Raw genomic sequence first — 20,756 nt, forward strand, 5'->3', positions numbered from 1 at the left:
GTTAATCAAATCCACGAAAAATTCCAAGAAAATATACCCCGAGCAGTACACGAACTGCGTCCGACATGTAACAGGCTAAGAAAGTCATTCGCTCTAATGCGATCCTTGACCTTAGTGTAATAAGTTGATCTAAAAATCGGCTTATTAATTATTTTTTAATTAAATGCACCGAACCATCCAAAATATTGACAAAAAACGTGATTAATTTTAATTTTTCTCAATTGTTTGTATTTTAGGTTTTATAAAAATGCGCAAACTATCCGCATTTGCATTATTTTCTTTTTTACTATCTACTTCTGCAACAGTTGAAGCTTTAAAGGTTCCCGGATTCCCTGAGATTCCCGACTCCCTAATTACAATCAACACCCAAATTTCAGCTACGACTGAGACTCTAACAGCTATCAACCTACGCAGCGGTAACCATAATCTCCTGGGCGTCCTCCATTTACCCACAAGTACTATGCCGAAAGAAGGATTTCCTGCTGTGATCTTATTCCACGGTTTCCGTGGAAGCAAGTTCGGAATCTATAAAAGAATTAGTTCAGCCCTAGCAGCTGCCGGAATTGCTGTCATACGTTTTGATATGGCTGGCTGCGGAGATAGTGAAGGAATTCCAGAAGAAATTCCTATGCATACTTATCTGCAAAATGGAGAAGATATTGTCCATGCTGTTGCAAAGTATCCTGAAATCAATGCTAAACGTATTGGGCTTGCAGGTTTTTCCTTAGGATGCCATACCACTCTACACTTAGCTCGCTTCTATTCTCCTTCTAAATTTTCTTTGCGTGCAATTAGCCTTTGGGCTCCTGTTGCTGACGGAGCAATCTTATTTAAAGAGATATATAAAAATATAAATGGAAGTGTCGACCTAGCGAATAATTTCTTTGGAAAAGACTTTGGGTTTGGCTCTGCTCCCTTGGTTCTATGCTCTGAAGATGTTAGTTATTTCCTTTCTCTACAAGATCATATTGTATTAAACTCTCTCCCCATAAAAGTGCCTATTCTACATTTACAAGGATTGAATGATACTTTAGTCAGTCTTACCCATCAAAGCTTATTTCAGAATACAGCTCCTGGAAATGTTTGTTTTAAATCTTACGAACGAACTGGACACAGTATAGACGGTTCTCCTCATGTGGATACAATCATTCACGATATCGTAAAGCATTTCCAATCTTTTCTTTAATCAGAGAAACCTAGAAACCTTGTTTCAGAGAACATTTGTTGTCTACATTGAAGATTTTGATTGCTCTACACTCAAAGATTTATCTAACCTAGAACTATTATTTAAGCATTACTTTCTTGATTCATTCTGACAAATTCTCCTATACTAGCCTCATTCATGTATCTCACACACAGAGATCATTATGGCAGATGTTTTAGTCATAGGTGCCAATCCAACAGGTCTTATCGTAGCGAATATGCTAATCGATTATGGGATTTCTACCAAAGTGATAGACCATCGGGATAGTCTTGATAGCATATCAGGTACTTCTGTCCTCCCGGTCATATTGTCATCGTCATCTTTGGAACTTCTGGGTACCTCCGGTTTACTAGAAGGATTAGCAGAGAAAAGCCATAAGCTTTTTGGAGCACGCTATCATTGGAAAAAACGTACTCTTTTGTTCAAATTTAACCAGTCTTCTAACTCTAGGTCTCCTTTCTCTCTGGCAACTTCTTACCAAGATTTTAATCAGCATCTTATTACTAAGTTTGAGGAAAAAGGAGGGAGTATAGGTTGGGGGACTCGTCCAGTAACCTTAGTAGAAGATAGTATTTTCATTGAAAGTACATCTTCCTCATCTAATTTTGAAAATCGAGAAATTTATAAGCCTAAATGGATTATAGCCTGTGAACCAGATGCTAATCCAGAGATTAAAGATTTATTTAAGAATCAATTAAGATTAAAGAAAATTTGCAAAGAACTTCTTTTTATTGATTGCGACGAAGGAGAGCCTTTTGAGGAAGGTCATATCCATCTATTGCCCATAACAAAGAATTTTTTGAACTTTGTTTTCTATAATCATAATAAGGGTACAAAACAGTTATGCCTCACTAATACGAATTTCCCACTTTCTACTAAGCTTAAACAAAGGTTACTTTATAATTATAACATAGGCATTTCTGATGACCATTACCACATTAAAACAACCCTCTGCCAATACCCTGCCGATTATCATAATTTCCTTTTCATAGGCAGTATGGCTAATAATCTTACCTTCTCCTATTTAAATGGGATAAACAGCAATGTGCATTCAGCGTTTAATCTAGCTTGGAAATTAATTCCTGTCGTAAAACGAGCGGCTTCGAAGTATTTGATCACAGCAAAAGAAAAGGAGTGCGGAAATATTTTACCACACTTTAGCGAGACGGCACAGAAAAGAACGAGAAGTCTTTTATTTTCGCAATTCTATAAACCAGCACTGCTATATTATTATCTCAAAAATTGTCGTCAGCTTGACATGGAGGAAGGAGGCTATTATTACCCTCCTCATAAAGCTTTGAGATACCAAAGTAGTGATATTATCAAAATCTCGTCTCAAGACAGGGAGATTTCGGGTCCTGCTCCTGGTTCGCGTGCTATCGATGTTCAGTTAGAAGACGGTAGTTTCCTCCTGGATAATCTAAAAAGTGCGAAACACTTGCTACTATTTTTTAAGGATCGCTTAGATTTACAGGAAGCGCTAAAAGAAGAATATGGGGACTGGGTGGAAGTAGTGGTTAACAAAGAATCAAAAGTTCAAAAGTTGTACCATGCCAATCCTGAATCTCTATTCATCATACGCCCAGATCGATATATAGGGTATAGAACACACACATTTAAGCTACACGAGCTGATTTCCTATTTGCTTCGTATCTTTGCTAGCGAACGGATAAAATAATGCATCAGGATGACATAGAATACAGTGCGCGCTGCTATCCTAATGCGATCCTCTGTTTTTCTAGAAGAAGGCTCTCCTGTTCCTTTCCTATAGATTTCAGCCGTTCTTTAAGCTCACCTATACGATTGTCCCAATCAGTTTTATTCTCAGAAAACATCTTATCTTTTTCGTTAAGGATCTGGTCTAAAACTTGTAATTCTCTTTGTTTCTTTTCTAAATTTTGTATGTTCTGAGCATTTATTAAAAATTGAACTCTGCTATTCTGAAGTCGATCTAAAAGAACGTAACGCGGCAACTTCTTGATACTGTTATAGATCTCTTGGAAATCTTCTGTAGTAGAACAATTCGAAGAATCGCTATTATTATCTAAACAAGATCGTAGGTACATCATAAAATCTGAGCAAATCTTCGAATAAGAATGTTTTGCACACTTACGAGATATCCAACGGTCTATTCTCTTTAAAGCTAATTTACACAGATCTTTGCGATTTAAAGATATATTCAAGGAAACGATATTCGATAAGGCATGCTTCTCTCTTATTAAACTAGCAACATTTTGAAAATGCTGTCCTCCTAATACACCATCATAAGTAAGATGTTTTAGATTATCGTGTCGTTCTAGATACCTAGAAAGCAAATTATTGACCCTCTTATAATCATCAGGTGTAACTTCAGAATTCTCAATTTTTTCTAAAAGAAGCCCCGTTTCTTTGAGGATGCTTTCTGCCATCGTTCTCCCAGAATCAGAGAGTTGGGAAGAAGAAAATCTAAGAAATGGGACAACATGAGCCAGGGAATGCAATTTCAATAACTCCTCTGTATGTGATAACTTGCTCTCAATTGTTTGAGTCAAAACCCCACTTCTAGCCTTATCTTGTCGATATTGATTGTACTTTAAATCAGTACCCCCGGTACACATTCCTAATTCCAAAGAATTACGTAGAGCATCAAGTTCTCCTTTTGAAGACAAATCTTTTAACAGATGAGAAAAAGCTTCCTTTGCACTGTCTTTTTCTGTTTTTGAACCGCTATTGTGATAAATTTGACTAGTTAACGTCAAAACTTGTTCAAGAGATGTCGGGTCAACTGATTTTAGTTCTTCAGCTTTTTCAGAAAGAGCTTGGGATAAAATTTCTACAGATCGCTGATTCTCAACAACACTATTTTGCCAATTAGGAAGCGATGAGGACAGGATATCGTCAATACTACTCTTCAAACTAGCTTGATAGTGTTTCTGCTTATAGTATTTAGTTACTTCCTTATTGTAGCTTATAAGTTGTTGAATTATTTTGTGTTCGGAAATAGAGAGTTCAGCTAGGGCATTATCTATTGTTTTGACTTGTTTGCATCTTCTGGCGTCTTCTTGGGAAGTTTCCTTTTTGACAAGTTGCTGTTCTTGAGGACCTTTTTCGTTTCCTGCAGCACCATATGATGAAGAATTCATTAAACGATTGAGTGTACGAGCATCTGAACGTAGATTTGCAATGGTAGCCCTAAAATTCGACTGTTTATCAATCTCTTCAATATCTTCATGTACTGCTCGAGACCAAGCTAATTCCACACCATCTAAGTTGAGTTCACTTTGAATCCTAGACAAATTCTGAATATTCTCTGGCTTAAATCTCTCACTGATAACATTAATCTCTCCAGACATCGCTTTAGCTAACCTAGCAACCTCGACATCCTGTTCTTTTTGACTTATCTTTTTGTTAAAGAACATGGGAATAAATTGAAAAACAACGGCTAAAGCGCATATTCCTATAGGTAACCAAGTAATTTGGACAGAAAGAAGGACAAGACTGATCACTAAGCCGACCAAGCCAAGTAAGACCATTACTAAGTCCCTACTCAATTTCCAATTTCGAGATTGTTTCTCAACATTGGTTAAGAATTGTGATAACTGTTTGTGACGAATCCCTAACGACCTAACTTGAGAAGATTGCGTGGCACGAAGATCTTGGGATAAATTTGTAGCCTGACTTTCATTAAATTCCAATACACTACGATTCTCATTTTGGTTACCTGTCCCTATCTGAGTTTCTTGACTACCTACAGTAAGTACGGCTTTTAAAGAAGATAGGTACTGAGGATCCAGGGTATTCATCGAACTAAACAATGAATTTGCTGCAACACGTACTCTATCCAAATCGATGTTGTTACCATCTCCTATAGCTCTATCAAGACTATTCATACTTTCGACAATAGATGACATTTTCTGCATCACTATTTTAAGTATGGTTGTCGTACTGGAAGGACAATCAGAAGACTGCTTCTTCTCTATCGACTTAGCTAGTTCTGTGGCTTTTTTTATTTTCTTTTTCGCTAAAGTTGATTCCCTGTTAAATAATGTTTGCCAAACTAAAGATTTATGAGAAATCCCTTCCTCTTTGACTTTAACAGATGCCGCCTCAATAGCCACGTGTATCTGTTCTAACTCCTGTAGAAGACGTTGATAATCTTTAGAAAAAGACGTTATTTCTTCTTCTGATGGTAAATTTTGATTTTCTAACAGATTTTTAAATTCAGAATCTAAAAATGCTTTCCTTTCTAAAATAAACTCATAAGTTTGAGACGTGCCAACAGGAGTTGTGCCTAAGGATATTATATCCTTTTGAACTTCTGGAAGTGCTTCGGAAAACTCTTTCAGAAGTAATCTGCTCATTTTTTGATCTTTAAATGTTGAATACTTATCTGACCAATCCACCAAACATTGTTTAGCTTGCTCAAGATATTGAACGAGCTCTTGTTTTTCAGAAAGGATAGCTTCTACTGATTTTGTTGACGACGCTCCCCAATCTTTTTGAGAAAGACGATAGAGCAACATATCAACTTTTGCGCACTCCTGTTTATAACGAAAATCAGGATGGTGAGACGCTGCTCTCTCAATGTCTTGAAGGACATATTTACCTAAGAAAGATGCTGACCTCACTTTGTCCAATAGTTTATCTATAGGACCTAATTTAGCAAGATAACAAACCAACGCTTGTTCAGCTGTATCCGAAACAGAAGAACCTCTTTGTTCATCCTTCCCAAAAATCTTACGTTTCTGTTGATGAATTGCGTTAACAAACTCATGAATATTTTCTTCTATTTTCACAATTTTTCCAGAAGACGATAAAGCTACCTCAACGCAATTCTCAGATACTTTTACGATATTTCTTATAATAGCATTTAGTTTTTCGTTACTGGCATCATGAGTACAGAGTTCATGAGCTAGATGTTTGACAGTTTTCAGGCTATTTAATGTGATATCATCGATTTCTTCTAAATGATTAATCTCAGATAAGAAGATGTCGAATTTCTCACACCAGTTAGCAAAATGCAAGTTACTAACCAGTCTATTTAAATCTTCAAAGATACATAATGACTGATCAATACTAGCAGCTGCTTGCGTAAAATATAACTTCGTATGTGGTGATAAAGTTGAGACCCACCCACAAACTGTAGGACTACTTGCACAAGACGCGTCATACGCCTCTATAATCTTCCGGACTTCTAGACCTACTTGTCCCCCGAATTGACACACACTCATAATAGTCTTGGATAAATCAACAAAGTTGATTAGTCCTTTAGAAGCAATGCTCCCTTCCACATTCTGTAGAGCGGATTTTGCAATATTATCAAGATCTGAGTTTGCTGATTTCCCTTGCAATAATCCAATCTTTGCATTAGAGACACTAGCAATAAACTTTTTCCACTCTGCATCTTCAGAAGAATCTATTCCAAATAGAGCTTCCACTTGATAACGACTGTTCAACTCACCAGATAAATTTAATTTCTCATCAAGAGAAATTCCGCCATCAAAAGTTTTTTTATGCTTATCGGGACATAGTTTTTCTAAGATTAAGTCCCGTGTAGTTTTTGTATTATTTAGAGAAATATCATACTTATAAAGCGCTGATTTTTTAACATCGACATGTTGAGAAAGTAAATGCGAATAATAACGATTAAGCAAACGATATTTTGCTTTTATTTCTTCGTACCGCTGTCGTAGTTTGTTACCAGAAAATCCTATAGCTATACTACTTAATCCGACAACAACAACTGGGACCCATAAAGAGACACCACACACCATGCAAAGTGGTAAAACAAATAGAATTGCCAGCCCTACAATGGTTAAAATGGTAATAGCAACCTTAAAAAGCTTAAGCTTTTTGACGTCAGACTGTTCCATAGAGGAGATCTGCGATTCCACGACTTCTATAAGATCATTATGAGAACTAAACGCTGATCTTATAGACCTGGCTTCACAACTTAAAGGAGCACTGGTATGGATCGACCCACCTGAAAGATCTCCACGATCAACCACTTGTGCTATTGAAGAATTCTCTCCTAAAACAGAAGTCATTTACGCCTCTTCTATAATTTATAGAAGAACATTATAAAGCGAAATAGAATTAATATTAAATAATATAAACTACACGACGAGAGAATTGAGAATTTATATTGTTAAGATTTTATTATCTTATTCTCTGTAAAGAAATTCTAACAATTTGTTTTGATCTATAATTTTTATTCCTAGGTCTTGAGCTTTATTTAATTTTGACCCAGGATCTTTACCAACGACTAGAAAATCCGTATTTTTAGAAACGGAAGATGCTACCCTTCCTCCATGTTTACGAATCTCTGCTTCAATATCAGCTCTCGAAATATTTTCTAAAGAACCTGTGATAACAAATACCTTACCTGAACACTTTGAAATCTCTGTGGTATGCGTTAGTACTTTAACGCCTAACTCTTGTAATCTATGAATTTCTTCCAAGTTTCTAGCATCAGAAAAATACTCCTCTATTGATGAGGCTACTTTCTCACCGATACCTTCAATTGTTAACAGCTCCTCGATAGAAGAGGAAACGACCTTATCAAGATTATGAAAATGTGCAGCCAAGGCAGCAGCTACACCAGCTCCTACAAAAGGAATACCCAGAGCTACAATAAAACGATCAAGAGGTACACTTTTCGATTTTTCGATACTTTTTAGCAATTTTTCAGCCGACTTTTCCTTGTACCCAGATACTTGTAAGAGATCCTCCATTTTTAGCATAAAAATATCAGAACATCTGCTAACTAGTCCCATATCAAATAACTTGGTCACCAACTTATCCCCAAAATGATCAATATCTAAGGCATTCTTCCCAGCAAAAAAACAGACCCTTTCTATTGCACCGGCAAGACATTTAGGATTAGTACAGCGCACAGAAACCCTATCAGATTCTCTTTCTAATAACGACTGACAAACAGGACAAACAGAAGGCATGTGCCAAGGAGAAGTATTCTCGGGACGTTTATCTTTACAAACTCCTACTACTTTGGGGATAATTTCTCCCCCTTTTTCTATATATACTGTATCTCCAATACGAATATCCTTTCTTTGTATTTCTTCCTCGTTATACAAAGAAGCACGAGACACAGTCGTTCCAGATAAAAATACAGGACGGAGTTTTGCAACAGGGGTAAGCACTCCAGTTCTCCCAACATTAATAATAATATCCTCTATAATTGTTTCAGCTCTTTCTGGAGCATACTTATAAGCTAGAGCCCAGCGATAGTGCTTGCTAGTCATTCCCAATACTTTCTGGGCTTCGATGTCGTCTACTTTCACGACAGCACCATCAATCTCCATAGGAAGTTGGTAACGACTATTTTCAATAGTATCGAGCACACGAACAACTTCATGGCAATTTTGGCATAAATGTGGCCTACCGAAAACTGGTAGTCCCCAAGATTCACATAATTTTAAATTAGCATAATGTGAAATCACACCAGTGTTCGTAAAAACACCGTAAATAGAAATATCGAGCTTACGCTTAGCTACTTCTTTTGAAGATAATAGCTTCAAAGTGCCTCCAGCAGCATTTCTAGGATTCGCGAACTGAGATCTTCCTATTTTTTCGCAATAATTATTGATATCCTGAAACGCTATTTTACTAAAAAAAATCTCACCCCGAACTTCTAAAAAATCTGGTGCATTTTCAGACAAACGTAAAGGGAGCGATCTAATAGTTCTTACATTAGTCGTAATATCTTCCCCTTTACGCCCGTTACCTCTGGTAAGCGCTTGCACCAATATTCCTGATTCATAACGAAGAGAAACTGCAATACCGTCAATCTTTAGCTCAACTGTGTATTGCGGAGAATAACCTAACGTTTTCTCAACACGAAATAAAAAATCGTTTAGCTCATCTAAGGAATAAGCATTAGCGATGGAAAGCATAGGCTGAGCATGCTCAACAACTGCAAATTCTCCAGAAATCTGATCCCCTAAACGCTTAGTAGGAGACCACAAAACTTGCCATTCAGGGTGAAGACTTTCCATAAGAAGAAGTTCTTTCATCTTCATATCATAGTCATAATCTGAAATTTTTGGAGCGTGCAAAACATAATAGGAGTAATCATAATCCCCTATTTCCCTACATAAATTCAGATACAGATCTTCGCAATATGTCTCTTTCATAGAATTACTAATCTACCCCTTTAGCACACCGGAAACCATATGTACTGTTAACCGCCCCAGGGTTATTTCTATGACGATGAGCACAGCGAAGATCTTCTTTCAAGCTTTTCCAACATCCTCCTCGTAAAACTCGGTACACTCCCTGAGGAGGCCCTTGAGGAACATCCGGCTCTTGAGCAGAAATCTCATAAAAATCGTATCCATACCAATCCTGGCACCACTCATAAACATTACCTGCCATATCATAAAGACCTAAAGAATTAGCAGGATAGCTCATAACTGGTGTCGTATCTGAACTAAAGAAATTTGCCAAACTCTTATCAATCTCCTCACCACAAGGATAACGTAAACGAGCCTTGCCTCCAGATGCTGCAACTTCCCATTCAGCTTCCGTAGGAAGTCGCTTCCCTATCCAAGCAGCATAACTTGTAGCTCCATACCAAGTTACGCCAACAACAGGATGTTTAGCGTAGCCAGGTTCAATAACTAGCTTCCCTGAACGTCTTTGTATTCTAGAATCACGCAAACGAATTAATTCGTTATAATGTTTATCTTGTTCGCTACCGATACTTTCTAAATATCTAACGAATTGCTCATTAGTAACAGGATGAATATCGAGGAAAAAACTTGGAAGCAATATTTCATGATCAGGTTGTTCATCCCGTTGTCCTTCTTGACCTCCACGAATAAAGCTACCTCCTTCAATAAAGACCATTTCCGTAGACAAAGGTTGTCGATTTGCTTCTTGTTTTTCCTCCTCAATATAACGACTAACCACGGGTTCACGAACCAACAAAGACTGTAAAGCTTCAGAATAACCATCTTCCTTTTCTACAATCTCTTTTGGTCCGTCTATAGAAGTATTCATAGCTTCATCAATTGATTTAGCTTCAACAAGGACAAATTCTAAACGACTAGAATCGGGGGAAGCAAACTCTTCTCCCTGTCTGATAATTGCTTGAGGAATAGGCTGGTCTTCCTGTGGTAGAGTTTCTTCAACTATCACTCTTAATTCTTCCCTACTACACTTAGCTTTAACATTATTGAACTGTTCTCCTAAAGTTTTCTTTACGATTAAAGAAGATAAGGTATTCGCTCTTGACTCAGGAGAATAAGACAAACAAGATAGCAGTAGGTGATCCCAATCGTAATGATAATCAGGGAGAGTTTGAGAAGGCATAGGGAAAATTCCTTTTGGAAATATCCCCATAAGAAGAATATATGCCACTACACCAAAAGCATAAATATCTCGACTTGCTGTTGCCTCTCCTCCCTCTGGAGGTTCAAACATATTCAGATATTGAATTTTCGATAATAAGTTATCTTTATCGCCATCATTCAAATTTATCTTAGTGAGGTAATTACGGAGAAAATGAGCAAACCCTAACTCAGGAAGAGAAATCCTAGGCATATCACCTGAAACATCAATATATATTGATTCAAGGTCTAACCCTCCGTGCACAAGATCGTGGGAATGTGCAAAGTCGAGAACATTGGCTAATTGTCCTAATATATTAACAATTTCTAGTTCTCCTAAATTTTTGCTTCCTAAGTATTGACTCAAACTCAGTATAGGCAATTCTTTTTCTTGAGTGACTAGAAAATACCTTCCCTCAAATTGTGAAACGTTTTCGAAATTTAACAAGCCAAAATGCTGTACTTTCGCTAGTTTTACGATAGTTTCATGAAATACGCTCATGAAACCATCTAAAGATGCTAATTCATCACGCACGACTTTTAAAATATAGCGTTTTTTAATAAATCGGTGTTCTGCAAGAAGATCCTGACTCCATAGAGTTTTACCCAAGTAAGTGACAATTCTATAGTCACCAAAAAATTCATCTTTTAACTCTTCGATACTAACCATAAGAGAACTCCCCGCTTACCTGAGATTATGAAATATCCATATTACTTCGTTCAAAATCGAACATACGGTCACATTCATTCTCAACAAAATAGAAGAAAGAACATAACCACGCCACGAATTACAGAGCAAACTTAAAGTAATAGACCAAGATCTCAATTTATATAGAGAAATATAACAGCTATTTTCCAAACTGACTCTAATCTCGGCATAAGAAACTAACCTAAGGCCACTATAGGCAAAGCTTAGTAATTCTGTCTCTTATTTTTTCAAGCGTTTGAAAAAGAAAACTCTAAACAAGAAATGGAGTGCCAAAAATGTAGAAAAAACTAATAAAAGACCCCAAATAATGGTCTTTGGTATATCTAAGAATCAAAAAAACAAACCGAAGCCTCCCCCTAGAAAAAAACTTTAGCCTTCCCTAAACATCATGAAGAAGGCCAATCAAACAACAAACATAGCACTAGAATTACTACGTAGTGTCAAATAATTAAGGCTTCGACGTTGAACTACCCCATTTAATCAATAGTTTCAACTAGAACATTAAGCATTTGAAGCAGATACCTAACAACCGTCAACTTCATCATGTGATCCAGATGTAGTACTTGACGAAACGTCAACAGCTCCCTCTCCTGTAGCTTTAACAGGTGAAGCACCTGATTCCGCAGCACTTGATGAGACAGTGGCAACTCTTGTTCCCTCGCCTTCAGATGTACCTTGGTTTACAGGAGCAGCAGAGGAGTGCGACTCCGAAACTAGAGATTGAGCTTTACCAATCCCTAACAAACGAATAGACATCATAAGCGACCAAGACATAACAGCAGCTCCCAATACTATAGAGAAAGCACCGGCTAGCATACCTAATTGGCAGCACATACTAATGCATAAGGCACCAACAAGAATTGCTGCAACAGCAAGTACAGCTCCAACAACAGCGAGAACAGATCTACAAGTATCTATACACTTCTTATCCGCACGGAAAGCTGGCACAGCCTCTGTAGACATGTTGCAGGAACCCACCCCAGAAAGTACTTCCCTTATAGAGCTCAATTGTAACATGATAACCTCTAAATCTTTAAAATTTTTGAGAGAAATTTATAGCAAACTATATTTAAAGTACATAGGAACAAAAAAAATCTTTTTATAAAAAACACCCCTACATAAATCTGAGCGCAGGATTTCCTAAGTACATCAAGATAAAGGAAAATAAATACAACTTGTAAGGAGAACAACTTTACGACATTGACTAGGGACACTTGCAAAATATGATTGAAAGAAGTATCCCTGCCTGTCTGTAACAATTAACTAAAATGTCATCAGTTGATGATAACCACGAATACTTTCAAATGCCAGCTTAGACCAAAGTACAGACAATCCCATTAATCCTAAACCAAACACTAATGACCCTAAACCTGCGATTATGATTGCGGAGACAGTTCCAATAGCACAACTAGCTATTCCACAAATAAAAAAGGAAAGTCCTAGGAATGCCGATATTATAGCACCAATAATACGTGATATATTAGAAATTGACTTCATAGATTCTGGCTTAACCTCATACTCCAAAAGGCTCTCAAATCCAAGAGCAGATACAACCGAAACACAATATTCTTTATGTAGTTCTGAAAGCATAATACCACCAAATAGCTAAGCCTCAAAATGTACAGAGGACGAATATAATAAACGACTCAATACGTCGTGTGTTTACTTCCTGGCCATACGAGTCGCGACAAACTCAATACAGCAAAAAATTATTATACAAAGTTTATGTTAATAACCTATAAACCACAATGACAAAGGGTAAAGAATACGGACACATATGAAATATGCGCCAATAAATAGATTCGATAGACAGCGATAAAGAATTTCTAATTTTGAGAAATTAACAGTTAATTATCATCGGATGAATCGCTAAGACAAGAAAGATACTCTTCTTGATTCAGCGAAGAAGAGTAGAGTTTAGGAGAAGAACGTCTACTGGTTGCACTAGAAACAACACGTTTTTCTCCTAATGTCTTCTTTGGAATAACTCGTGCATTCTGATTGATTGACAACATTGAACTACAATGAGAATGACAATCCATAAATAAGTCATCCCATTTCATGACTTGGCTACGCCAGTATCTTTCTCTCTTGATCTCTCTACTTACTAAAACAGCAGAAGCAACAGATGCGATTAAAAGACCAACACCTATAGACAAGACTAACGCGCCCAAAACAGGAGAAAAAGAAAAAGGAACTATACCGGTCAAAAAAACTACAGAAGCCGAAATCGATAACACCCCCACAATAGCCATACTAAGTTCTACTACTGGGGAAGGGACAAGGCTTTTGCGCATCCCCTTTGCCTCGTAAAGAGCCATTCTCCTTTTGTATAAATCACAGAGCCTTTCTTGATTAAGACCAATCTCTTTTTTCATAAAAAACAAAAACAAATAAATATTAATTCGAAGAATTTTAAATTAGAAAAGAGATTATTTCAACTAATTACAATAATTAAGGAGATATGGTAGATATTTTTTTAAAAATCTCTAAAAATAAAGTATATGATTTTCCTTCTCTCCAATTTATATTTAACTCATTCATTAATTCTTGGGCTTTTTTGAAATACTCATCGGCTTTCGCGTAATCATGCCGTTCTAGGTGCATTTTACATAATTTTAAATGCAATACCATATCATCCGGAGACTCTTTAGCACATTGTTCTAACAAAATGATACCTTCGGCAACCTTACCTAAATGAAGAGCTATTGACGCAAGACGTCGTCGACATTCACTGCATTTAGGAGACTGCTTTATGGCTTTTTTAAGTTTCTCATAATAAGCCATAGAATCTGTAAATGAATCACCAGGATAACTAAACAAAAGCGCTAAAGTTGATTTATCAATATTCCCATTAAGATAGTCATACGACACTGATCCTTTCATATTAACCTGAGAAGAATTTTGGAGAAGAATCTTTCCTTCACTTGTTTTCCCATTTAGAATCTTAGCAATTCCTAAAAGCTCTTTAACTTCTTCATCATCGATATATTTTATAGCTTCTGTATAAGCTAATTCAGCATTAGCATATTGGTTTCTTTGTAAAGCAAACGACCCCTGGTTTACAAAAGTTAGTCCAATAAATTCTTTGGGAGAACGAATACGTAAATCTTCTATACTTAAACAATCACAGTAATGATCGGTAGACAGGTGTCTCCCTCCAGCTGTTGTCTCTATGTTAATTTTACCTCCTAAATATCTAAGATAAATATGCCCTGGGGGGGTTACCGCTTCTAAAGGTAAATAAAGACGCTGTGACAGAGAATAGTAAAGCGAGGAAACTCCCAAGCAAACACCAAACTTTTTATCAGTTACAGAAGAAAGAAAGGAAAATTCATCAGAAAACATTTCTTTCTTTGACGGGTAACGTATTCCTTCTTCATAAAAAAGAATCTTATTAATAGCTTCTATAGTGAACCTATGAAACTCCTCTGATCCAGGAATAGCGTGACATTTATCAATGTGACGCAACCTCTGAACGTATATTCTTAAGGCAAGAATATCTAAATATACCGTGTAATAATCTGCTTTGATTTTTGCTTCTTTCTCAGGAAACTCTGCGAAAATAAGAGCTCGAGCTAAATCTTTATCTGGATTCAGATCAGAGTCTCCACAAGCACATGCTAGAGATACTCCCTCTAAAGAATTAAGTTTTTTTATCACATCTATTTCCTCACTGGAAAAATTATACTCAGGATTTTTAGAGTACATAATAGCATGACAAAGTATAGGGACTTCATTACTACTAAGAATAGGGAAAAAGCGTAGTAACTGTTTTTGACTTTCACAGTCACTGTACATTAAAAAATGTGCGCTCAGTCCTTCTAAAGAATACGGGTCTAAATTCCAGAACTTTTCCGTACATTTTACTTTTTTTTCTATTCCCTGCCCTTGAGACGAGATTAACGTTATCTCTAACAGGAATAAACAAACTATAGACATCTTACGAAGATGAGAACCCAATAATCTAATCATAACAGCAGTTGTTTAAGTATTTTTAAAGTCATGAACCATATTCACTAATTTCACAAGCTTGTTCCTCACCAAAATCAAAACATAGACAATTATATAGTAAGAAAACTACCACTTCCTTAATTATATAAAATCGCACAATATTGGCCCTACAGGCGTGTGAGAAGCAAGTTTTCATGAAAAACTGAAGATATTTGTGCACAAGTAAAACTGCAACTTTGATTTACTCGTAAAAGAAGAGCTCGGGATTATGATTAGCCAAGAATTATATCAGAAACTTTCTAAAATTCTGATTCACTACTCTCTAAATGTACAAGCGGAAGATCTTGTGTGGTTGCAAGGAGATGTATCAGGTCTCCCTCTCCTATCTTGTTTATACAAACAACTTATCGATTGTGGAGCTTTTGTTGAATCTAATATTTCTGCAAACTCTTGGACAGAATATTTGGGAAGATATGGAACAGATGAGCAATTATTGTTCTCTTCTCCTAGTGACCAGCTCTTATCAGAAAAATGCAACAAAATGATACGCATCCTTTCCACAACTAATACGCAAATGCTTCATGGTTTACCCTCTTCTAGGCTTGCTTTATTAAACCAAAGGAGAAAAAAAGTCCTAAGTACAATGATGGAACGCTCAGCTTCTAATACTTTAGATTGGGTGCTTTCTATGATGCCATGCTCAGCTTATGCACAAGAAGCTCAGATGGGATTGGAAGCGTTTGAAGAACTATTTTACAAAGCATGTTTTTTGGATGCTCCTGATCCTATCGAAAAATGGAAAGAATTATCTTCTCAACATGAAGCAATGATAAAATTCTTAGAAACAAAAACAGAATTGGTCATTAAAAGCTCTGAAGTTGAGCTAGCTATAAATATCGAAAATATGAAGTGGAAAAATAGTTGCGGCAAAAGAAACTTTCCTGACGGGGAAGTGTTTACAGGCCCCAATTTAAAGTCTTCTTGTGGCGGTATCAATGGTTATGCACGCTTTCCATTCCCCACGATGTTTTCAGGTATCGTAATCGAAGATATTTCATTAAAATTTGAGCAAGGACGTGTTGTGTTTGCTTCAGCAAAAACAAATCAAGATTTGCTACTAGCGATGTTAGATACTGATAAAGGTGCACGATATGTCGGAGAAATTGCCATAGGAACAAATAACGCGCTGAAACAAGTAACAAAAAATATCCTTCTAGATGAAAAAATAGGAAAAACGTTCCATATCGCCTTAGGCGCAGGTTATCCTGAAACAGGAAATACCAATACATCCTCTTTGCATTGGGATCTAATAGGAGACTTACGCCAAGGCAGAATGTTTGCAGACGATATTTGTTTTTATAACGACGGGCAATTTCTTTTCGATGGCTGGCCAAAACTGTAGACAGTTCTAGAAATTAATATTACATAAAACTTTTCTTAATATACCCTTGAGACTTATTTCAGGGGTTAGTTTTGATATGATCATCGACTCTTTTGAATATCAATACTCCTTTCGAAATAGTAAGTGTAATAGCAGTATCGGGCTTAATATCTCCCTTCAACAAAGCCTTAGATAATAAAGTTACTATCTTTTGCTGAATTAATCGCTTTAAGGGTCGGGCTCCAAATGTACTGTCGTATCCCTCTTCGCTAAGATAAAGAACAACAGAATCATCCCAAGTTAGCGTAACCCGTCTTTCTGCCATTCTTTGAGCTACCCTACGCATTTGAATACCCACAATTTTCACAATATCCTCTGTATTCAATGGAACGAAAGGCAAGATATCGTCAATACGATTGATAAATTCAGGACTAAAATACTTTTTCAAAATCGGAGACACAACATTCAGCACCGTATCTTTAGTAACAGAACTACCCTTCTTAGCACAATACGAAGATAATTCTTCGGAACCAATATTCGAAGTCATAATAAATAAGGCGTTCTTACAGTTTACCTTACGTTTCTTGCTATCTGTAAGAATCCCTTCATCAAAAATTTGCAACAAAATATTAAATACTTCTTTGTCTGCTTTTTCAATTTCATCAAAAAGAACTACAGAATAAGGACGACGTCGTAATGCTTCAGACAGACTTCCTCCTTCTTCATAGCCTACATATCCTGGAGGAGAGCCTATAAGTTTAGATACAGAATGTTTTTCCATATATTCAGTCATATCGAAGCGAACCATGGCTTCTTCTTTGTTGAACAGAAGATCAGCCAATGCTTTCGCTAATTCTGTTTTCCCTACCCCAGTAGGGCCTAAGAATAAGAATACCCCCAAAGGACGTTGAGGATCGCTAAGACCAACACGAGCAGCTCGAATAGAATCACTGACAGCAGAGATGGCGAAAGGTTGGCCAACAACACGCTCCTCTAAACACTCCTCTAAAATTAAAAGCTTTTCTGCCTCGCCTTCTAACATTTTTTGCACAGGAATACCTGTCCAATTGGCAACAACTTGAGCTATTAGCCTTTCATCAACTTCTTCCTGAAGAAGACGATTATCTCTTTGATTTAAAGACATTTCATCCTTCTTAATCTCTTCTTCCAAAGCAGGGATAAGACTGTAACGTAATTCCGCAACCCGATTATAGTCTGCGACTCGCTCCGCTTCTTCCTCAGAAAACTTCATATTCTCTAAGGTATTCTTCTTCTCCTTTAATCCTGAAATTAAACGTTTTTCATCATCCCAACGCAAACGCAATACTGCAAGTTCGTCTTTTACTTGATCTATCGACTTCTGCATCTTTTCAGCTTCTTCTTGATAAGAAGGCGCTTTCTCTCTTTTAATAGCCTCTTGCTTCACTATAAGAGCGGCTAATTCTCTTTCTTTTTCGTCAATTGGTAAAGGAAGACTGCCAATCTGCATACGAATTAAACTTGCTGCCTCGTCAATTAAGTCTATAGCTTTATCTGGCAAAAACCTGTCAGTAATGTAGCGATAAGAAAGAAGCACAGCTGCATTTAACGCCCCTTCTGTAATGCGCACCCCATGAAAAATCTCATACTTCTCACGTAAACCTCTAAGGATAAACACAGAATCCTCTAAAGAGGGTTCTGTAACAAAAATAGGCTGAAAACGACGTTCAAGTGCAGCATCTTTTTCAATGTATTTCTGATACTCGTTTAATGTAGTTGCACCGATACAATGAAGACTTCCTCGTGCCAATGCAGGCTTTAGCAGATTAGCCGCATCCATAGCACCATCTGTAGCACCTGCACCTACTAAAGTATGGACCTCATCAATAAACAATATACTATTACCTTCTGCAGCTTCAACATCCTTGAGCACGCTTTTTAACCTTTCCTCAAACTCGCCTCGATACTTAGCTCCGGCAATCAAGGCTCCCATGTCTAAAACGTAAAGCTGTTTATCCTTTAACGATTCTGGAATATCTCCCTGGACAATACGCAAAGCTAATCCTTCAGCAATAGCTGTTTTCCCAACACCTGGTTCTCCAATAAGCATAGGATTGTTTTTAGTTCTGCGAGATAATACTTGAATAGTACGACGAATCTCTTCATCTCTACCAATCACTGGATCCAATTTACCATCTTTAGCCAAAGAAGTTAAATTTTTACAATATTTCTCAAGACCTTGAACATTAGTTTCAGCGCTAGCAGAGTCCATGCGATTCCCTCTTCGTAGTTTGATAATAAGTTGTTTGAGATCATCTAAGGTAATTTTTAACGTCTTTCTCCAAGAAGTAAATGGTTCTTTAGTAGCTTTCCAAAAAGCAAGAAGGACATGATCGCCTGAGAGATATTCATCCCCCAATTCCTTTGCCTCATTTTTAGCACATAAGAGCAAGTTTTGTAGACTAGGGGATACTTTGGGCAATAACTCTCCCTCTACCACTGTAGGCTCTCTAGAAAGAGCATCATCTACTGCGGAAGCTAATAATCCAGGATTACCATGTATGTCCTTGATAACTAGATAAAACAGGGATTCCGTATTGTCTAGTAAACACTTCAAAAAATGATTCTCTGTTACATAGGGATTTTGTTTTGATTTTGCTAACTCAAAAGCTTTTTCTAAAGCTTCCGCAACAGCATCGGATATTTTATCCATAGAAAAATGACCACCACGAAAAACTAGACACAATAATACTAAACGAAAAAAGCGAAACTGAGGCCCACCTAGTCAACAGCCACCCCATACTAGCTACAGCTTTTGTTTAAACATACCGAAAATCTACAGAACTGCAAATAGAAAAACTCCCCCAATAAATCAAATTTTCATTGCAAAACCTTTAATAAGCTTTCTATTAGGACGTTTTGTGCATACTGTAGATGTTCCTGAGAATGTGCCGCACTTATAAAACTTGATTCTACAGGAGAAGGAGATAGATAAACTCCTTTGACAAACACTTCAGAATAAAATCGGCGAAACAATTCAGAATCAGATTGGAGAACTTCTTGTAAGTTTCTAGGAGCTTGGCTTCGAAAAAAGAAAGAAAACATAGATCCTGTCCTGACCAATGAAACCGGTAAATGCTCTGTATCAATGATCTTCTCTATCGGGAGGAAAAAAAACTCAACTAATTCATCCAGCCGGTTATAAAAACCACTTTGAGCACACAACCTTACCGAAGCTCTTCCTGCTGCCATAGCTATAGGATTTCCAGATAACGTGCCGGCCTGAAATACTGAGCCTATAGGTTTAAGGTGTTTCATAATTTTATCCTTACCAAGAAGTGCTGCAACTGGCATTCCTCCGCCAAGGATTTTGCCATAAACAGTTAGATCCGGTATATTTTCAGAATTATTCTTATCAGAAATACCTAAACGAAATCCCGTAACCACCTCGTCCATAATTGATATAGATGAAAAACGACGGCATTCTTCGAAAATACAATCGAGAAATCCCTCATCAGGAAGAACTACCCCCATATTAGCACATACAGGTTCGAAGATAACGCAAGCTACCCTTTCTCCTATTTCTTCCATGACATTCTGCAATGTAATAACGTCATTGTAGGGCAATTCTAGAGTCAAAGGTAGAGAACTTCCAGAATGACTCGAAACAATATCACGAACTATATGCCAATTATTTTGAGTAATGGGAGTACCAGAAAGTAAAACGTCAGAATGTCCGTGATAACAACCTGCAAACTTAATAACTACCTTCCTTTCAGAAAAGGCACAAGCTAGTCTTACAGCCGTCATAGTCGCCTCCGTACCAGAAGACACAAAACGAATCTTATGTTCAGATAAATTCAAAACAGAGAAAAGGTAAGAAGCAAAAGCAATCTCATATTCACAAGTCAATCCATATGAAGTTCCACGCGATACAGAAGAAATAATAGCATCTAAAATTTCTGGATGACAATGCCCATGAATTAACGACCCCCAAGAACCGCAAAAATCAATATATTTAAGATCATTGTGATCAAAAAACAAATCTCTATAAGCTCTCGATATCACCGGAGGAACGATACCTACAGAACAACAGGCTCGAACAGGTGAGTTAACACCTCCAGGAAAGTACTGACATGCTTCCTGATAGGACCAGCTTTTACTTTTAGCGACTGTCATAAATTGGCTACCTCTTATTTG

At 37.0% G+C, this 20,756-nt stretch carries 12 protein-coding genes; 3 read left to right on the plus strand and 9 right to left on the minus strand.

What is annotated here, in order from left to right; genetic code table 11:
• Positions 1–247 precede the first annotated feature (247 nt).
• Both H359_RS03115 and H359_RS03120 read left to right on the plus strand, forming a co-directional pair.
• A complete protein-coding gene (locus H359_RS03115; protein ID WP_020370223.1) occupies positions 248–1,186 on the plus strand; it encodes an alpha/beta hydrolase in 939 nt (312 codons plus the stop codon).
• A 181-nt stretch (positions 1,187–1,367) separates the two neighbouring features.
• The gene (locus H359_RS03120; RefSeq protein WP_020370224.1) at positions 1,368–2,882 is read left to right on the plus strand and encodes an FAD-dependent monooxygenase; all 1,515 of its coding nucleotides are present in this window, start codon (positions 1,368–1,370) and stop codon (positions 2,880–2,882) included.
• A gap of 34 nt (positions 2,883–2,916) precedes the next feature.
• On the opposite strand, the gene H359_RS03125 is transcribed toward H359_RS03120, so the two are convergent.
• From H359_RS03125 to H359_RS03155, 7 genes are all read right to left on the minus strand, one after another.
• Entirely contained in the window at positions 2,917–7,230 is a 4,314-nt protein-coding gene (locus H359_RS03125; protein ID WP_020370225.1) for a hypothetical protein, read from the minus strand.
• A 117-nt stretch (positions 7,231–7,347) separates the two neighbouring features.
• Complete coding sequence (gene ligA, locus H359_RS03130; protein WP_020370226.1) at positions 7,348–9,336, minus strand: NAD-dependent DNA ligase LigA; 1,989 nt, start codon at positions 9,334–9,336, stop codon at positions 7,348–7,350.
• 7 nt (positions 9,337–9,343) lie between these two features.
• Positions 9,344–11,203, minus strand: coding sequence for an SUMF1/EgtB/PvdO family nonheme iron enzyme (locus H359_RS03135; RefSeq protein ID WP_020370227.1), 1,860 nt, complete (start codon positions 11,201–11,203; stop codon positions 9,344–9,346).
• A gap of 561 nt (positions 11,204–11,764) precedes the next feature.
• Positions 11,765–12,259: a hypothetical protein gene (locus tag H359_RS03140; RefSeq protein WP_020370228.1), complete on the minus strand. Its 495-nt coding sequence runs from the start codon at positions 12,257–12,259 to the stop codon at positions 11,765–11,767.
• Positions 12,260–12,505: 246 nt separating this feature from the next.
• On the minus strand, positions 12,506–12,832 hold the full coding sequence (locus tag H359_RS03145; protein WP_020370229.1) for a hypothetical protein: 327 nt from the start codon (positions 12,830–12,832) through the stop codon (positions 12,506–12,508).
• Between the two features lie 257 nt (positions 12,833–13,089).
• Positions 13,090–13,620: a hypothetical protein gene (locus H359_RS03150; RefSeq protein WP_040434070.1), complete on the minus strand. Its 531-nt coding sequence runs from the start codon at positions 13,618–13,620 to the stop codon at positions 13,090–13,092.
• A gap of 76 nt (positions 13,621–13,696) precedes the next feature.
• The gene (locus tag H359_RS03155) at positions 13,697–15,184 is read right to left on the minus strand and encodes a transglutaminase family protein (RefSeq protein WP_021119563.1); all 1,488 of its coding nucleotides are present in this window, start codon (positions 15,182–15,184) and stop codon (positions 13,697–13,699) included.
• 280 nt (positions 15,185–15,464) lie between these two features.
• Here H359_RS03155 and H359_RS03160 point away from each other — a divergent pair, with 280 nt between their 5' ends.
• Entirely contained in the window at positions 15,465–16,598 is a 1,134-nt protein-coding gene (locus H359_RS03160) for an aminopeptidase (protein ID WP_020370232.1), read from the plus strand.
• A 58-nt stretch (positions 16,599–16,656) separates the two neighbouring features.
• Here the strand turns inward: H359_RS03160 and H359_RS03165 are convergent, their stop codons facing one another.
• Both H359_RS03165 and H359_RS03170 read right to left on the minus strand, forming a co-directional pair.
• Entirely contained in the window at positions 16,657–19,269 is a 2,613-nt protein-coding gene (locus tag H359_RS03165; protein WP_020370233.1) for an ATP-dependent Clp protease ATP-binding subunit, read from the minus strand.
• 167 nt (positions 19,270–19,436) lie between these two features.
• Positions 19,437–20,735: a glutamate-1-semialdehyde 2,1-aminomutase gene (locus H359_RS03170; RefSeq protein WP_020370234.1), complete on the minus strand. Its 1,299-nt coding sequence runs from the start codon at positions 20,733–20,735 to the stop codon at positions 19,437–19,439.
• Positions 20,736–20,756: the final 21 nt, after the last annotated feature.

The organism is Chlamydia ibidis 10-1398/6, from assembly GCF_000454725.1.
GTDB lineage: Bacteria > Chlamydiota > Chlamydiia > Chlamydiales > Chlamydiaceae > Chlamydia > Chlamydia ibidis.

Excerpts from the sequence above, each read along its gene's own strand:
- H359_RS03165 (WP_020370233.1), bottom strand. The coding sequence starts at position 19,269 with ATGGATAAAATATCCGATGCTGTTGCGGAAGCTTTAGAAAAAGCTTTT.
- H359_RS03135 (WP_020370227.1), bottom strand. The coding sequence starts at position 11,203 with ATGGTTAGTATCGAAGAGTTAAAAGATGAATTTTTTGGTGACTATAGA.
- H359_RS03145 (WP_020370229.1), bottom strand. The coding sequence starts at position 12,832 with ATGCTTTCAGAACTACATAAAGAATATTGTGTTTCGGTTGTATCTGCT.
- H359_RS03120 (WP_020370224.1), top strand. The coding sequence starts at position 1,368 with ATGGCAGATGTTTTAGTCATAGGTGCCAATCCAACAGGTCTTATCGTA.
- H359_RS03115 (WP_020370223.1), top strand. The coding sequence starts at position 248 with ATGCGCAAACTATCCGCATTTGCATTATTTTCTTTTTTACTATCTACT.
- H359_RS03160 (WP_020370232.1), top strand. The coding sequence starts at position 15,465 with ATGATTAGCCAAGAATTATATCAGAAACTTTCTAAAATTCTGATTCAC.
- H359_RS03155 (WP_021119563.1), bottom strand. The coding sequence starts at position 15,184 with ATGTCTATAGTTTGTTTATTCCTGTTAGAGATAACGTTAATCTCGTCT.
- H359_RS03125 (WP_020370225.1), bottom strand. The coding sequence starts at position 7,230 with ATGACTTCTGTTTTAGGAGAGAATTCTTCAATAGCACAAGTGGTTGAT.
- H359_RS03170 (WP_020370234.1), bottom strand. The coding sequence starts at position 20,735 with ATGACAGTCGCTAAAAGTAAAAGCTGGTCCTATCAGGAAGCATGTCAG.
- H359_RS03150 (WP_040434070.1), bottom strand. The coding sequence starts at position 13,620 with ATGAAAAAAGAGATTGGTCTTAATCAAGAAAGGCTCTGTGATTTATAC.
- H359_RS03140 (WP_020370228.1), bottom strand. The coding sequence starts at position 12,259 with ATGTTACAATTGAGCTCTATAAGGGAAGTACTTTCTGGGGTGGGTTCC.
- ligA (WP_020370226.1), bottom strand. The coding sequence starts at position 9,336 with ATGAAAGAGACATATTGCGAAGATCTGTATCTGAATTTATGTAGGGAA.